Raw genomic sequence first — 14,887 nt, forward strand, 5'->3', positions numbered from 1 at the left:
GCGTCGTCGTCACCCTCCCTAAGTGAGTTACATTGCCATGTACAAGGTCAGAACCTACAACCAGATCTCGATCAAGGGCCTGGATCGTTTCCCGCGTCAATCCTATGAAGTTGGCGGTGACATTGCCCACCCCGACGCATTTCTCCTGCGCAGTCAGAAGCTGCAGGGCGTCGAAGTACCCGGCTCGCTGTTGGCCGTCGCGCGTGCTGGTGCGGGCGTCAATAACGTCCCGGTCGCCGAGTATGGCAAACAGGGTATCGTCGTCTTCAATACTCCCGGAGCCAATGCCAATGCCGTCAAGGAACTGGTGATGGCGGGCATGCTGCTCAGCGCGCGCGGTATTGTCGACGGCATGAACTATGTGCAGTCGCTTGTCGATCTCAAGGAGCCTGCAGAAATGTCGCCCCTCGTCGAGAAGGCGAAATCCCGCTTCGCCGGCCATGAGATCAAGGGCAAGACGCTGGGGATCGTCGGTCTCGGAGCGATCGGCTCGATGGTCGCCGATATGGCTCTGGCCATGGGGATGACGGTGGTCGGATTCGACCCGCTGCTGTCGATCGACGCCGCCTGGCGTCTGTCCAACGAAGTCAGCCGGATGGAGAACCTGCAGTCGCTGCTCGCTCGCTCGGATTATGTCTCGCTGCACGTACCCGCGATAGACGCCACGCGGCACATGCTTAACGACGACACCCTGGCGGTCATCAAGCCAGGTGCGGTGTTGCTCAACTTTGCCCGTGATGCGATCGTGGACTCGTCCGCGGTATTGCGCAGCCTGGATGCCGGGCGCCTCGGCAAGTACGTCTGCGATTTTCCCGAGCCTGTTCTCCTGGGGCACGCGAAAATCATTGCCATGCCGCATATCGGTGCCAGCACCGAGGAATCCGAAGACAACTGTGCGGTGATGGCCGCCAACCAGTTGGTCGACTACCTGGAAAACGGCAATATCGTCAATTCGGTGAACTTTCCGAAGATCACCATGGAACGAAGCCGTGGCACGTCGCGGATCACTTTCTCGAACGACAATGTTTCCGGCGTTCTCGGCCACGTCCTGTCGGTCCTGGCCGACAACAAGGTCAACGTCGTCGACATGGTCAACAAGAGCCGTGGCGAACTGGCATTCAACATCATGGACGTCGAACGGGTCCCTGGCAACGCGGTGATCGACGCGATCAAGGCGGTGGATCACGTGATCCGAGTACGTGTGATCTGAGCCTGGGCGCGCATCCGGCGAGCCTCGGCAACTTGCCGGATGCGCGCGGCCAGATCGACTTCGCGGTTTCCGCACCGGAACCATTCGCGCAGGTCACCGGTCATAAATCGGCTAATGTAGCCCAAACCCGTGCTTCCGCAGTTTTCAGCATCGACGACTGGAGAAAGCCATGCATCTTCAACTGCTCGAAAACCTGAGTTGGCAAGAGCTTCCGATCCTGATCTTCGCGCTGCTCCTGGCACTCGTCATGTTCCTGGTCATCCGCCAGAACCAGAAGGACTTTCTGGAAATCGCCGCCTGGGTGTCGGAAGAGAAACCCGGATTCTAGCGGTTTTTCGCCAACAATTTCAGCCGCGCTGAACAGACCGCCAGCCCCGGAACCCTACAGGCTGGCGCGCACATGACCACCCAATCAGCGCTTACCAAGCCGTTTTGCCAGCTTGTCTACCAACTTGCGCAAAGCACGCTCGTCGAGCAGGCGCCTGGCTTTCCTGGGATTGAGCCAGCGCCGTTCGCGGTGACTTTCCTCCCATTCGTCTTCGGGAACGCTTTCGTTGACGTCCATCGGAAAAACCGCGACATGGCATACGCCGCCCCACTTCTCGTAGTCATAGTGGCCGATCGGCTCATCGTCAAGACGGCCATGCACCCCCGCCTCCTCAAGCGCCTCCTTGCCGGCTGAATCGCGCAAGGAGAGTTCGGGCTCTTTGACCCCCTTGGGAATGACCCAGCGTGTGCCCTTGCGCGAGGCGATGACCATGATTTCCAGTTTGCCGTCAACCTGCCGGTAGGGAAGTACCGCCGACTGGGTAAAGAAATAGTCCGGAACGGGGCCCAGTTCGGTGTCATTGACTACCTGGATCGGCGGTTGTTCCGGCACTTCACCAGGCCGGGTAACCGAGACCAGGGTGGCACAGCCGCGCCCGAGACTGGCCCAGTCCTCGACCATTTCCAGTTGCGCGAGTGCCGAGGTGGGCAAGACCTTGCCATCGGCGGGAATCTCGACGCGACCGGCGGTCAGGTAATCAATGAGCTCTTCGAGCCCGGGATTATGGCCGACCAACATCACGCGCCGTGCGTTTTTCGGGCAATCGGCCAGAGTCGCCAGCAGGTCTGCGACCGGTGCCGCATATACCCGTTCATCCCAGAGCACCTTCTTCAGGGGCAGGCCCATTGCCTTGCAGGCCGTTTCGGTGGTGGCACGGGCACGCTCGGCCAGGGAACTGAGCACCGTGTCGGGCACCAGCTTCCGATGCTTGATCCACGCCCCCATTTTCTGGCTGCCGAGTCGACCACGATCGACCAGCGGTCGGTGGAAGTCTTCGTGACCGGTGTCCCAGTCCGATTTCCCGTGCCGCAAGATCAGCAATGTCTTTCCCTTCATGGTAAAACTCCTCCTCACCGCCGTGTTGGTCAATACCCCAAGCGCAACCCGGGGAAACACCTCTCCCCGGTCGCACCTCGCCGCAGCCCGTATGATAAACGATGACGCGTCGTCGACAGCGCGGGTTGCCGCTCAGGAACTGCCGCCCCGCAGCGCCTCAAGTGGCGCCGTCCGCAACAGTCTGGCCACAGCCAACCACCCGGCGCCGGTAACCAGCAGAGCCCCGCAGCAGGTCGCTGTCGGCAACAGCCACAGATCGACCTCGACCTCGAACCGGAAAACCTGGCGCGCCAGAAACTGGCCGACGCCGATCGCACCCGCGGCGGCAATCAGGCCGGCAAGCGCACCGATCGCTGCGAACTCGGCCAGCAAGGCGCGTCGCAACTGCTCCCGGCGTGCGCCGAGCGCACGCATGACCGCCAGTTCGTAGCGCCGTTCCTCGGCTGCCGATGCCAGCGCCGCGTAGAGCACAATGACTCCGGCAGCCAGTGTAAATAGAAAAACGAACTGTACTGCGCGTGCCACTTGCTCCATGATCGCCTGCAGTTGTCGCAGGATCGCGGCAACGTCAATGACCGTCAGATTGGGAAACTCGCGGATCAGGCGGTTGACGAAGTCCGCCTTCTCGGGTGACAGATAAAAGCTGGTGATCCAGCTTGCCGGATACCCCTCGAGGACCATCGGCGGCGTCAGGACAAAGAAATTTGCACGCATCGTATCCCAATTGACCTTGCGCAAACCGACCACCGTCATGCCGATTCTGTCACCGGCGACAACGAATTCGAGGCGGTCGCCGACGCTCAGGCCCAGGGTGGTGGCCAGGCCCTCTTCCACGGAAGCAACCGCGGAGTCTCCCTTGCCGCCAAGATCGGCAGGTGAAAACCAGCGCCCGGCACTGAGTCTGTTGCCCTCGGGGAGATCCGCGCGCACCGACAGGTTGAACTCGCGATCGATCAGGCGCTGTGCCCGATCGTCGGTGTAGCTTGCAGCACTGACTTCGACGCCGTTGATGGTCGTCAGGCGACCGCGAATCATCGGCGCCAACTCGGGCGACAAGCCCTGCGCCACCATTAACGCGCGTACCTCTTCGACTTGTTCGGGCTGGATATTGACGACAAAGCGATTGGGCGCATCGGGAGGAACCGCTCGCTGCCACGCGTCGAGGAGATCGCCGCGCGTCACGGTCAGCAGCAACAGCGCCATGAAGCCCAGCGCCAGAGCGACGATCTGAACGACGCTGGTGCTTGCCCGCCTTTCCAGACTAGCCAGACCGTAGCGCCAGCCGATCCCCGCCGACCTTCCTGCACTCACACCGCCGCGCGCCGCGGCTGCCAGCCTGACGACGATGCGGGCAAGCAGCGCAAAGACGAACAGGGCCACACTGAAGCCCGAGACCACATAGGCACCGAGCGCGATCTCGCCGGCAACCCAGAACATCAGCACCGCCAGTGCCGCGAAACCCGACAAATAACCACCGAGCAGACCAACGCGTGGACTTCCCAATTCGCGACGCAGAACCCGTAGCGTCGAGACCCTTTTCAGCTGCAGCAGCGGTGGCACGGCGCAGGCGAACAGCAGCAGCAAACCGACCAGTACGCCCTGTGCCGCAGGCAACAGTCCGGGAGGTGGCAATGGCGTCGCCAGAAGCTGCGCCAGCCAGGCGTGCAGCGCGAAATGAGCGAGGTAGCCGAGTACACAGCCACCGGCTGCGGCGAGCACTCCGAGAACCACAAACTGTGCCAGATACAGGCGCAACAGCAGAGCTTGGGTAGCACCGAGACAGCGCATGACGGCGCAGGGATCGAGATGGCGCTGCACATAGCGTCGCGAGGCGAGGGCGACCGCCACCGCCGCCAGAACGACCGTCAGCAGTGCCGAGAGACCCAGGAATTTCTGCGCCCGATCGAGCGCGGTGCGGATCTCAGGGCGACCGTTCTGAGGGTCTTCGAGCCGTTGCCCGCGCACCAACTGTGGTTCGACTTCGCGTTGAAAGCGCTTGACGACCGACAGGTCGCCGGCTACCAGCAGCCGATAAGCGACGCGGCTGCCGACTTGCAGCAGCGCCGTGGCCGGCAGATCTTCGAGGTTCATCAGCAGGCGCGGCGCGACGCTGAAGAAATTGATGCCGCGATCAGGTTCCAGGGTCAGCACCGCACCGACACGCAGCGTGCTTTGCCCGACAACGATCGGATCACCAACGCGCGCACCCAGAGACGAGGCCAGACGCTCGTCGACCCAGATCGTGCCCGGACCCGGCACGCCAACCGCCGGAGCATCGGCGACGTTCAGCGCCGGCGCAATGCGCAGGGCACCACGCAGCGGATAAGTGGTGCCAACGGCCTTGATCTCCGCCAGTTGTGCCCGCAACTCGTCACCCTCGCCGCGTGTCACCATGCTCGGAAAGGTACGTGTCTCGACGACCTGCAGACCACGTGCCCGCGCATCCCCGGCCAGCTTTTCAGGCCAGGGATGGTCGGCGGTCAGCAACAGATCGGCACCGAGCAACTGATGGGACTCACGGTCGAGTGCCTGACGCACCCGGTCGGCGAAGAAGCCGACCGCCGTCAGGGCGGCGACGGCGACCACCAGCGCCGCCGCCAGCAAGCGCAACTCACCGCCGCGTGCGTCACGGCGCAACATTCGCCAGGCAAAGGACAGCATTTGAAGAGTCTGACGATATCTCGGCGCGAGCGGGAACGAACTCATCAAGCTGCGCTTAGGGTCATCAGGATGTCCGCATACCAGGCGCTGTTCAGGCCAAGGGCTTCATCGAGCTTGCGATCGCGGGTCCCGACATCGAGCCGGGCGGAATGGATTCCGAGCAGCATCCACGGCAAGTCCCTTCGCCTGTGGTCGTGACCGGGAACACGCATCACCACCGGCGCGCCACTGGTCCCCCGGTGGGTACGCGCATCGGTAAGGAAGTAGCCCTCGCCCTTGAAACGGAGACCAAATGAGGAGGCGATCACGGCCTGGCGAACCACCGGCATGTGATGCAGCGTATCGTGGAAACCGAGCGGGAAACCGACAACCAGCAACGAACTGCCGACCTCGACCTGGTCGAAGGGGCCGGGTAGATGCTCGGGGGTAAAGGCGCGATAAACCGTACTCGGCGGGAGCGCGTAGCGGTCGATCTCGATTAATGCCACGTCAATGTCTCCGGCCGTGTCCAGGCCCTGGCGCCAGAGACTCTTTCCCTCGCGGTACAGCGGAATCGAAAAGCCCGTCGAGCCGGCCATGTTGTCGGGGTCGATGTGCAACTCGATCTCGAGGCGGTCGGGAAAGTGCCGGCTCGGCTTGTCGAGCATCACGTGCCGGCTGGTGACCAGAAACAGCCGGCCGGCACGCTCGAAAAAAAAACCGCTGGCATTGGTCAGCGCGCGTTGCTGGGCGAACGTACAGATGCGCGCAGCGGTCAGCAGGATGGTATCGATCATCAGGTCAAAGGGTCGGTGGAAAGGTGATGACTCCCTAGCCCTTGCCCAATGGGCTGGCGGCCTTCTTCACCAGATACGCGCCCTGCCCCAGTCCGAAAGTAGACAGCAGCGTAGTATCGAGGTCGGGCAGGATGATTTGCGGCGAGTAGGCTACCCACTCAAGAAAATGAAACGAGGTGAGGATAAAGATCGCAACGGTCAGCAAGACGATGAAAAACATCTGACTGTCGCCGAAATCGAGATTGCCCAGGTCATCGCAAAACAGATTCTTCATCTCCGGCGTACCTTTGGTCTTCAAGTCTACCTGCTGCTGGGCCTGACTCTGGAGACCTGCCGCATCCGCCGCGAGGTCCTGCAAACCTGCCGCTGCACCGGGAGCATCGGCGTTTCCTTGTGCGACACGGGCCTCGCCCTTTGCCTTTTCAAGCCCTTGTTTGGCATTTTCGTGCTGGCTGGAGGTTATCGCTTTTGCCGAGCCATAGGTAAACGCGCTCAGGCCACTGAGCGCCAGCAGGTTTTCGGTAATCCCGACGCCTCCAAGCAAATCCCAGCCATAAACGTAGACCCGCAGCATCAGCGTTCCCAGATAGATCACAAACAGGCTCCCGAACCACAACACGATCTGAATCTTCGAGTTGCTGTAGCGATTGTCCGCCCCGATCACGAAACCACGCAGATTGCCTGTCGAGAACACTGCGAAGCAAGCCAGTATCACCACCAGACCGATGAACAGGAAGAGCACCCGGTAACCCACGCCAACCTGCTTTTCGAGCCCCATGAACTCCTTGACGGAAGTGCCACCCGCTGCCTCCGGTGCTCCCAGGATCACCGATATGCGGTCGCCCGGGTTGATGCGGAGCTTGGCCTGCAATGCTTTCGCTGCCACTTCGTCAAGTACCAGCTTCTCTTCGCCATCACCGATTCTCACCGTGAAACTGGTGTAGTTGCTGGCCACTGCCGTGACCCGGGCCTTGACAATTCCGGACTCGATCGCGGCTGGGGGGTTACCCGCCGCGACGGCACCAAAGGCCATGCAGGACACCAGAAACAAAAGGACATTCAGCAACTTGCGATACATGACAGGTTCCTCCAGAAAAGAAAAGCCTGTGATCAGGGGTATGGTGTACGGCCCGGAACACTGGCTATCCACGCTGGCCGTAATGAATCCTACCCCGTTTCGCCCTGCATCCCAATAGCTTCGCCGCCATGCCGGGGCCCAGCTGCCCCTTCCGGTCGCAGGCGCCAGGCCGGGAACTCGACGCGGAAGGTACTGCCCTGGCCTTCCCTGGATTCGATGCGCAAGGCCGCCTGGTGGCGCAGCAGGATGTGTTTGACGATTGCCAGGCCAAGGCCCGTACCGCCGGTGTCACGCGAACGTCCGCGGTCGACGCGGTAGAAGCGCTCGGTCAGCCGCGGCAGATGTTCGGCCGCGATGCCGACGCCCGAATCACGCACCTGGAAAACGCCTGCTCCATCACGGACCAGCCATTCGATGCCAATCTCGCCGCCTGCCGGGGTGTAGCGGATGGCGTTCGAAACGAGGTTGCCGAAGGCGCTGTGGTATTCCTTGCGGTTTCCCCACAGCCCCGGCCCCTCGCAGATGACTTCGATACGATGCCTGCCCTCGTTGAGGCTCTGCGCTTCGGAATGCAGTTGCGCCAGCAGGTCGGCCATATCGACGTCCTCCTCAGTCGCTGGCGCGTCCTCGGATTCGAGGCGCGACAACATCAAAAGATCGTCTACCAGGCTTAACATGCGTGCGGTCTGGTCGCTCATGAGGCGTGTAAAGTACCGGCGCTGCTCGGGACTCATTGCGCCATCGTCGGCAAAGTGCTCGAGAAATCCGCTGACTACGGTCAAGGGTGTACGTAGCTCGTGCGAGACGTTGGCAACGAAGGTGCTGCGCATCGCCTCGACCCGCCGGGCATCGGTCACATCAAGGCTGACCAGCAATTTGTTGTGCTCGTCGAGAGGCACCACCCGCAGGGCGTAAACACGCGTCCGCACGGCCGTCGACTGCAACAGCAGGGGCGCCTGTGCGTGCGGGTCATCGAGATACTCGGCAAAACCCGGCGTACGGACCAACTGTTCGATGATTGCTCCGTGATCGCGCGACAGCTGGATTCCCAGGTGGCCGGCGGCGGCACGATTGCTCCACTGGATCTGGTGATGGGCATCGAGGATCACCAGGCCGTCGGGAACCGCGTCCATCGCATTTCTGAACGATGTCAGTGCCCCTTCGGCATCCTCGATCCGGCGCGTGTCGTGGCGCAACCGGCGCGACAATTTGAGAAAGACCTCGCCCCAGGCGCCGCGGGCATCGGGCGATTCAGCGGTATCCGGGGCATCGAGCCATGCCAACAGCACCGACAGGCGCTTGGCCTGCGCGATGACCAGTAACAGGAAACCCAGCGCCGCGGCTGCCCAACCCCAGGCGGCTCCATGCAGCACACCGGCGACCACCGCGAGGCCAACGATGGGCAGCAGACAGCCGAACAGAATGCTGGCGAGCCTCGGCACGCCGCAGCTCATTGCGCCGTATGCTGTGACTCGGAATGGGTGCCCAGCTTGTAGCCGGCGCCGCGGACGGTTTCGACCATCTGCTCGGCAGTCGGCCCAAGGGCGACGCGCAGGCGCCGGATGTGGATATCGACGGTGCGGTCCTCGATATACACATGATCCCCCCAGACGTTGTCCAGCAGTTGCTGGCGCGTATACACTCGCCCCGGGTTGCCCATCAGGAAGCGCAACAGCCGGAACTCGGTCGGCGTCAGGTTGATCCGCCGGCCGTCGACTCGCGCTTCGTGGCTGACCGTGTCAAGCGCGATCGGACCGGCGCTGAGCGTGCCCTTGGCAAACTCCGGCGCGCAGCGGCGCAGTACTGCCTGCACGCGCGCGATCACTTCCTTGGGGCTGAAGGGTTTGACAATGTAGTCGTCGGCACCGCCTTCAAGCCCGGCAACACGATCGCTTTCCTCGCCGCGGGCAGTCAACAGAATGATCGGCAGCGCACGCGTACGCCGGTCATGGCGCAGCGTGCCAGTCAGTGCCAGGCCCGATCTGCCGGGCAGCATCCAGTCGATCAGCGCGATGTCGGGCAGAGTCTCGCGCAGGATTCTTTCGGCCTGTTCAGCGCTGTCGGCACAGAGCGGCTGATAGCCGCCACAGACCAGTGTGAAGCGCAACAGTTCCTGAATGCCCTTGTCGTCTTCGACAACCAGCACCAGCGGTAGAGTGGAGATCGCCCGTGTCATGTCTTCTTGGTCGCCTGATGCGTAGCAGTGCCGGTGTGTCGAACATCGACGCCACTGACGATATAGATCACGTTTTCAGCAATGTTGGTCGCGTGATCACCGACGCGCTCGAGGGCCTTGGCGATCCAGATGATGTCCAGCGCCTCGCCGATGGTACGTGGGTCCTCCATCATGTAGGTCACCAGTTGCCGCAGGATGGCGTTGAATGCAGCGTCGATCGCTTTGTCCGCACCGATGACCTGGCGGGCACCGTCCACATCCATGCGCGCCAGCGCGTCGAGCGCAGCCTGCAACATGTCGGTCGCCAGGCGCCCACAATGCTGGACATCGGAAAGCCTTGGAATCCGCTGACCGCCGGCCCGGTGCAGTTTGCGCGCCTTGTTGGCAATCTTCGCAGCCTTGTCGCCGCTGCGCTCCAGATCCGTGACGATCCGCGAGATGGCCATCACCAGGCGCAGATCGCGCGCCGTAGGCTGCCGACGTGCAATCAGCAGTGTGCAGTCTTCGTCAATGCCCACTTCGTAGGCGTCCACGTCCCTGTCGGCTCGAATGACCTTCTCCATTTCCTCGATGTTGCCGGAACTGAAGGCGTCGATCGCCGCCAGAACCTGCCTTTCGACCAGCCCTCCCATTTGCAGGATGCGGGTGCGGATGCTTTCAAGCTCGAGATCGAACTGTTTACTGAGGTGATCATTCATGAGGCGGCGTTCGGAATTGTGAACAGGATTCGCTGAAGAAGAACAGGCCACGAATAAGAGGAGAGTAGTGACGAAATGTTACGGGAAGATGACGAAGCAGCGGTCGACTTTAACGTGAAAGAAACCACCTCAAAGGCGCCCGAGTACCTACCCACTGAAGGACATGGGCTTGAGGTGATGGTGAATCAGGCTGCGGCGGGGATGAAGCCGAAGCGAGTCAGCGCCTTGATCCAGCGAGGGGCATTGCGTTGAACGGACAGGGCGTCATAGTCGGTGGCGGAATCGCGGTAGTGTTCGCGCCGTTTGATCATGAAGTAGAGGGTTACACTCCAGGAAGCGCGCGCCCGTGCTCGCGGCTACCGCCGCGTCGAAAACTTCATCGCCATGGCCTATCTCGTGGCCGGAAAACTCACTCACTTGCCCTCCCCGCCGTTTGCCCAGATGGCCCTCGTTCCACACAAAACGGAGTAAACCCGATTGACACCATGCTCGCCGAAACCGTAGAGGAATGGACCAGGCAATGGAAGGCCGATGGCCTTCAGCAGGGACGGCAGGAGGGATTGCAGGAAGGGATACAACAAGGGCTTCTGCGAGGAGAGCGCGTGCTGTTGCATAAGCAGCTCGAACGCCGTTATGGCGCCTTGCCGACATGGGTCAGCGAACGCCTGGCGCAAGCGGATCACGCGCAACTGGAGGCCTGGGCTCTCGATCTGCTCGATGCTGCCAATCTTGAAGACATTTTCCCTGCCGGCTGACCGCCGTCACAACACCGGTTCGCAGACAGCTACGGAAATGGCGGACGCTTGCCCGCATGCTCGGCCAGTTGGGCCGCAGGTCAAAGCTGCACGCGCGGGGCGTCGGCAACGTGCGTGCAGCCTTGACTACAACTCGCGCGTAGAAACCAGCAGTTGCAATTGCGCAAGCAGGCGATCACGCAGCGCGTACAGTTCGTCGAGCCTTGTCAGCGCCTCGCGGTTCCCGTCACCACCCGCGTTGACCACGAGCATCGACACTGCCAGTTCATGCACTTCCCGATGCAGGGTGGTGATGGCCTGCAGCACCGGCTGCCCCTGATAGGGGGCCGCGGCCTCCGAATACAGCCACCGGCCGAAGTGACACTGTCGGTGATCGAGCACCGGTGGAGTCGCGCGCGCTCCCTTGAGATAGCTCTCGATGGCCATCACCCAGGCACGGTGCTGGACACTCGCGCAGATCAGCGGCAGGTCGTGGCGACCCACTGCCGGTCGCCCGACCCAGGCCGGATCGGGATGCCAGGTGGCAACCCACGCCGGGATCGCGTCGGCCGGCATCGGGCGGCCGATGAAGAAACCTTGTGCGCGCTCGCATCCGAGTTGCAGCAGCATCTCGCCCTGCTCCACACTTTCCACGCCCTGGGCAATGATCTGGTGGTGAAAAGCGGCGGCGAGGCCGATCACCGCTTCGAGTATGGCCAGGTTGTCGCCCCCCTCGAGCATGTCGCCGACGAAGCTCCGGTCGATCTTGATCTGCGAAACCGGCAGGTTCTTGAGGTAGTTCAACGACGAATAGCCGGTGCCGAAATCATCCAGGGCAAAAGACACCCCGATCTCCCGGCAGGCCATGTTGATCGCGGAGACGCTGGCCAGTTGTTGCAGGGCACGGGTTTCCATCACCTCGAGGTCGAGATCGCCTGGTGCCAGCGTCGGATGCGCGGCCAGCAACTCGGCGAGGCGTTCGACGAAGCCCCGCTGGCTGCAGTTGCCGAGCACCGACATTGACGCTCACCGCGATGTGCAGCCCCTCGGCATGCCATTGCGACATCTGCGCCAGCGCGTTGCCGAGGACCCATTCACCGACCTCGACGGCCAGCGGGTGTGCTTCGATCAGCGGCAGGAATGCCGCCGGCAGCAACCATCCTTTTTCCGGATGCTGCCAGCGGAGCAAGGCCTCTACACCGATCACCGCACCGGTGCGCATGTTCACCTTCGGTTGGTAGTACAGCACGAACTGCTGCGTCAACAGGGCGCGGCGGATCTCCTCGAGGGTTTCGTGCAAGCCGCGGACGCTGCGGTCCTGCTCGGCGTCGAAAACGCAGTAGCGGTTCTTGCCGGCCAGCTTGGCCTGGTACATGGCCTGGTCGGCCTGGCGCAGGAGTTGATCAGCGTCGATCAGTTCGGACTGCGGGTAGAAGGTGACACCGAGGCTGGTCGATACCTGCAGGACCAGATCACCGAACTGCACCGGCTGGGCCGCGGCCGCAATCAGTCGGTCGAGCATCGGTGCGCACGTGGCAACATCCGCCAGATCGAGCAAGACCGCGACGAACTCGTCGCCGCCGAGGCGCGCCAGCGTGTCGCCTTCGCGCAAGGCCTGTTTCATGCGCCCGGCCACCGCGATCAGCAGTTGGTCACCGGCTTCGTGACCATGCTGGTCATTGATCGCCTTGAAGCCGTCGAGGTCGAGAAAGGCAACGGTCAGGCGCTGCCCCCGCCGCTGCGTTTGCACCATACCCTGATGCAGGCGGTCGGCGAGCAGCACGCGATTCGGCAAACCGGTCAAGGCATCGTAGTGGGCTGTCCTTTCGAGCTTTCGTTCGTGCTCCTTGAGCACGGTGATGTCCGTGAACAGGGCCACGTACTGTCGGGTGTTGCCTTCGTCATCGCGAACGGCACTGATGGTGAGCATCGCCGCATACAACTGACCGTTCCTGGCGCGGTTCCAGATTTCGCCGCTCCAATGCCCGTTGCCGTGCAGTTCGCTCCACATGCTGGTGAAAAAGGCCTTCTCCTGACGATCGGAACGGAACATGCGCGGGTTCTGGCCGAGCAGTTCCTCACGCGGGTAGCCGCTGATGCGGGACAGCGCCTCGTTGACATCGATAATCGTTGCGTCCGGCGCGGTGATCATGATTCCCTCACGCGCATTGGTGAAGACACTCGCGGCGTTGATCTGCTGCAAGCGCTCGGCGCGAGCGTGCTGCTCGGCCACTTGCCTCTGGCGACGGTAAATACCGATGGCCAGCAGCACGATCACCAGCGCTGCCGACAACACCACAGCAAGCACGGTGCCCGCCTCGGTTCGCCAGGGGCGCAGCGCGTGCTGGCGATCGAGGTGGACGAAGACCACGAACGGGTACAGATGCGATGCCCGAAAGGCCGTCAACGCGTGCCGATCCTTGTCTGGGCCTTGCTCGAACTGGCCGAACTCGACCTCGGCCAGGCGCAGGTCTCGGAGCACGTACTCGCGCAGCGAGCCGGCCTGCCCGCCGGGGCTGCTGTCCATCAGCAGCGTACCGTCGTAACGCAACACCTCGACCGATCCTTCGACGGCGCCGAGCCTCTGCAGGATGTAGTTGTTGAAGTGGTCCGGGTTCAGTGCAAAGACCAGCGTGACCGTCTGTCCCGCAACGCCGATGCGGCGAGAGACGGGAATGAAGCTGAGCTGATCGCCAGCAACCGGCGCTGCGCTCGTCGAAGGCCGGCCGCCGACGAAGTCGCGCCCGCTCCAGGGCGTGCCGATGCGCAGGATCTGCAGGTTCTCGCCGGCCGGCGGCAGGAAGTTCCCCGTCGCCACGGTTGTCCCGACGTTGGCCGGATTCGAACTGGCGACGATGCGCCCCTGGTCATCGAGCAGTGACATCGAGCGCAGGAACGGCGAGTGCCGCAAGCTGGCGACGAAGGTTCGCTCAATCTCGTGGGGTTGCGGGCGGCGCGCAACCTGCGCCAGGGTGTTGGCGGCCAGCAGTTCGGTGACGTGCAGGCTCTGGGTGAGGAAGTCCTCGAAGCCGCGCGCATGCATCGCGGCGATCCCGAGACCGTTGGCCACCGCATCGCCGCGCAACCGCCACAGGGTATACGCAGTGATGGCCAGCAATCCACCCACAAACAGCGCCAGGACAAACACGAAGGTCGTGCGTGCTTGCCAGGCGCGCCGTGTCATGGGGCCACGATGGCTTCGAGTTTGTGGCGTCTGGCCGCGGCAAGCAGACGCCCATCACGCTTGATATCGCCGACGAAGCGCTCGATGCGCGCCACCCAGGCGTCGTCACCGGGTTTCATCGCGTACGCGTAGGGCGTGATGTGGTAGGTGCTGGGCGGAGCCACCAGGCGCGCCCAGTCGGTGGTCGCCAGAAAACGCTGGCTGTAGGGATAATCGGTCAGGAAGACGTCGGCGCGACCCGCCTGGACTTCCTGCTCGCGGGCGAACGGCGTGTCCAGCACCAGCAATTGCGCCGCCTTGAGTTTCTCCTTCATGATCGACTCGTGCAATGTGCCCTTGGCCACGGCCACCACCGAGCCGGGGGTGTCGATCTGCTCCCAGTCCTTGATCCGGCGGTTGCTCCGGGTGGTGATCGCATAAATGTCACTGGCCAGATAGGGGCGGGTAAACCGCAGCTTCTCCGCCCTCAGGGGCGTCACCCCGACCGCAAACATCGCCAGGTCGCAGCGGTCCTGAGTCACGTCATCGATCAGCTTGGCAAACGAGCTGTCGACGAACTGCACCGCCACCCCGAGGTCCCTGCCGAGTTCCGCAGCCAGGTCGATGTCGATGCCCGACAGCAACTGCGTCTTCGGGTTGCGGTAGGTGATGCTGTAGTAATCGGGCCAGATGCAGACACGCACCACCCTGGCCTCCCTGACGCGATCAAGCCGCCCTGCAGCACTGTCTGCCGCCGTTGCCAGCACAGGCAGTGCCATGGCGGTGGCAAGAAGCACCACGACCAGCCCGAGAATGCGCATCGCGATCTCCTGAAAGGTATATGGCCGCATAACCGCGGCGGGGGCAGCACCGGTATGACGATCCGTGGCTGCTCAGGCAATCCTTCGTTCCCCCTGCTCAACCCGTCGTTCGCAAACGGTTCCAAACCTTGTGGATTGTAGGGCAACTGCTTTGGCATGGTGCCAAAAAGCTTCTCGATTTGAGGG

The 14,887-nt window shown here is 62.6% G+C and carries 14 protein-coding genes and 2 pseudogenes; 5 read left to right on the forward strand and 11 right to left on the reverse strand.

Features of this window, described 5'->3' with window-relative positions; all coding sequences use genetic code 11:
- Nucleotides 1-37: 37 nt before the first annotated feature.
- Together AC15MQ_RS05610 and AC15MQ_RS05615 are read left to right on the forward strand one after the other, a co-directional pair.
- Complete coding sequence (locus tag AC15MQ_RS05610; RefSeq protein WP_483079580.1) at nucleotides 38-1,210, forward strand: phosphoglycerate dehydrogenase; 1,173 nt, start codon at nucleotides 38-40, stop codon at nucleotides 1,208-1,210.
- Between the two features lie 169 nt (nucleotides 1,211-1,379).
- The gene (locus AC15MQ_RS05615) at nucleotides 1,380-1,538 is read left to right on the forward strand and encodes a hypothetical protein (RefSeq protein ID WP_287654763.1); all 159 of its coding nucleotides are present in this window, start codon (nucleotides 1,380-1,382) and stop codon (nucleotides 1,536-1,538) included.
- Nucleotides 1,539-1,622: 84 nt separating this feature from the next.
- Here the strand turns inward: AC15MQ_RS05615 and AC15MQ_RS05620 are convergent, their stop codons facing one another.
- The 7 genes from AC15MQ_RS05620 to phoU form a co-directional block, all read right to left on the reverse strand.
- Complete coding sequence (locus tag AC15MQ_RS05620) at nucleotides 1,623-2,594, reverse strand: histidine phosphatase family protein (RefSeq protein ID WP_483079581.1); 972 nt, start codon at nucleotides 2,592-2,594, stop codon at nucleotides 1,623-1,625.
- Nucleotides 2,595-2,726: 132 nt separating this feature from the next.
- Nucleotides 2,727-5,255 carry an ABC transporter permease gene (locus AC15MQ_RS05625; RefSeq protein ID WP_483079582.1) on the reverse strand — a complete coding sequence of 843 codons (2,529 nt, stop codon included), beginning with the start codon at nucleotides 5,253-5,255 and terminating at the stop codon, nucleotides 2,727-2,729.
- Between the two features lie 44 nt (nucleotides 5,256-5,299).
- The gene (locus tag AC15MQ_RS05630) at nucleotides 5,300-6,031 is read right to left on the reverse strand and encodes a S1 family peptidase (protein ID WP_483079583.1); all 732 of its coding nucleotides are present in this window, start codon (nucleotides 6,029-6,031) and stop codon (nucleotides 5,300-5,302) included.
- 34 nt (nucleotides 6,032-6,065) lie between these two features.
- Nucleotides 6,066-7,109 (reverse strand): hypothetical protein, encoded by a 1,044-nt coding sequence (locus AC15MQ_RS05635; RefSeq protein ID WP_483079584.1) that lies wholly within the window; start codon nucleotides 7,107-7,109, stop codon nucleotides 6,066-6,068.
- Between the two features lie 89 nt (nucleotides 7,110-7,198).
- Complete coding sequence (gene phoR, locus AC15MQ_RS05640; RefSeq protein WP_483079585.1) at nucleotides 7,199-8,551, reverse strand: phosphate regulon sensor histidine kinase PhoR; 1,353 nt, start codon at nucleotides 8,549-8,551, stop codon at nucleotides 7,199-7,201.
- 8 nt (nucleotides 8,552-8,559) lie between these two features.
- A complete protein-coding gene (phoB, locus tag AC15MQ_RS05645; protein WP_287654756.1) occupies nucleotides 8,560-9,285 on the reverse strand; it encodes a phosphate regulon transcriptional regulator PhoB in 726 nt (241 codons plus the stop codon).
- Nucleotides 9,282-9,983, reverse strand: a complete 702-nt coding sequence (gene phoU / locus AC15MQ_RS05650; RefSeq protein WP_483079586.1) for a phosphate signaling complex protein PhoU — start codon at nucleotides 9,981-9,983, stop codon at nucleotides 9,282-9,284. Before phoU ends, phoB begins: the two co-directional genes overlap by 4 nt.
- 75 nt (nucleotides 9,984-10,058) lie before the next feature.
- On the opposite strand from phoU, the gene AC15MQ_RS05655 reads away from it, so the two are divergent.
- On the forward strand, nucleotides 10,059-10,235 hold the full coding sequence (locus AC15MQ_RS05655) for a hypothetical protein (protein WP_483079587.1): 177 nt from the start codon (nucleotides 10,059-10,061) through the stop codon (nucleotides 10,233-10,235).
- Here AC15MQ_RS05655 and AC15MQ_RS05660 read toward each other — a convergent pair.
- Nucleotides 10,169-10,306 (reverse strand): annotated as a pseudogene (locus tag AC15MQ_RS05660) (IS110 family transposase); the annotation flags it as partial. The gene AC15MQ_RS05655 and the pseudogene AC15MQ_RS05660 overlap by 67 nt on opposite strands.
- A gap of 4 nt (nucleotides 10,307-10,310) precedes the next feature.
- On the opposite strand from AC15MQ_RS05660, the pseudogene AC15MQ_RS05665 reads away from it, so the two are divergent.
- Nucleotides 10,311-10,454, forward strand: a pseudogene (locus tag AC15MQ_RS05665) (ISL3 family transposase); the annotation flags it as partial.
- Nucleotides 10,455-10,468: 14 nt separating this feature from the next.
- Nucleotides 10,469-10,738: a DUF4351 domain-containing protein gene (locus tag AC15MQ_RS05670; RefSeq protein WP_483079588.1), complete on the forward strand. Its 270-nt coding sequence runs from the start codon at nucleotides 10,469-10,471 to the stop codon at nucleotides 10,736-10,738.
- 126 nt (nucleotides 10,739-10,864) lie between these two features.
- Here AC15MQ_RS05670 and AC15MQ_RS05675 read toward each other — a convergent pair whose 3' ends face one another.
- From AC15MQ_RS05675 to AC15MQ_RS05685, 3 genes are read right to left on the reverse strand one after another with little or no spacing between them, the layout of a single operon-like run.
- A complete protein-coding gene (locus AC15MQ_RS05675) occupies nucleotides 10,865-11,662 on the reverse strand; it encodes a CZB domain-containing protein (RefSeq protein ID WP_483079676.1) in 798 nt (265 codons plus the stop codon).
- Nucleotides 11,544-13,901 (reverse strand): bifunctional diguanylate cyclase/phosphodiesterase, encoded by a 2,358-nt coding sequence (locus AC15MQ_RS05680; protein WP_483079589.1) that lies wholly within the window; start codon nucleotides 13,899-13,901, stop codon nucleotides 11,544-11,546. Before AC15MQ_RS05680 ends, AC15MQ_RS05675 begins: the two co-directional genes overlap by 119 nt.
- Nucleotides 13,898-14,701 (reverse strand): ABC transporter substrate-binding protein, encoded by an 804-nt coding sequence (locus tag AC15MQ_RS05685; protein WP_483079590.1) that lies wholly within the window; start codon nucleotides 14,699-14,701, stop codon nucleotides 13,898-13,900. Before AC15MQ_RS05685 ends, AC15MQ_RS05680 begins: the two co-directional genes overlap by 4 nt.
- Nucleotides 14,702-14,887 lie beyond the last annotated feature (186 nt).

It is taken from the genome of Candidatus Accumulibacter propinquus (genome assembly GCF_056856495.1).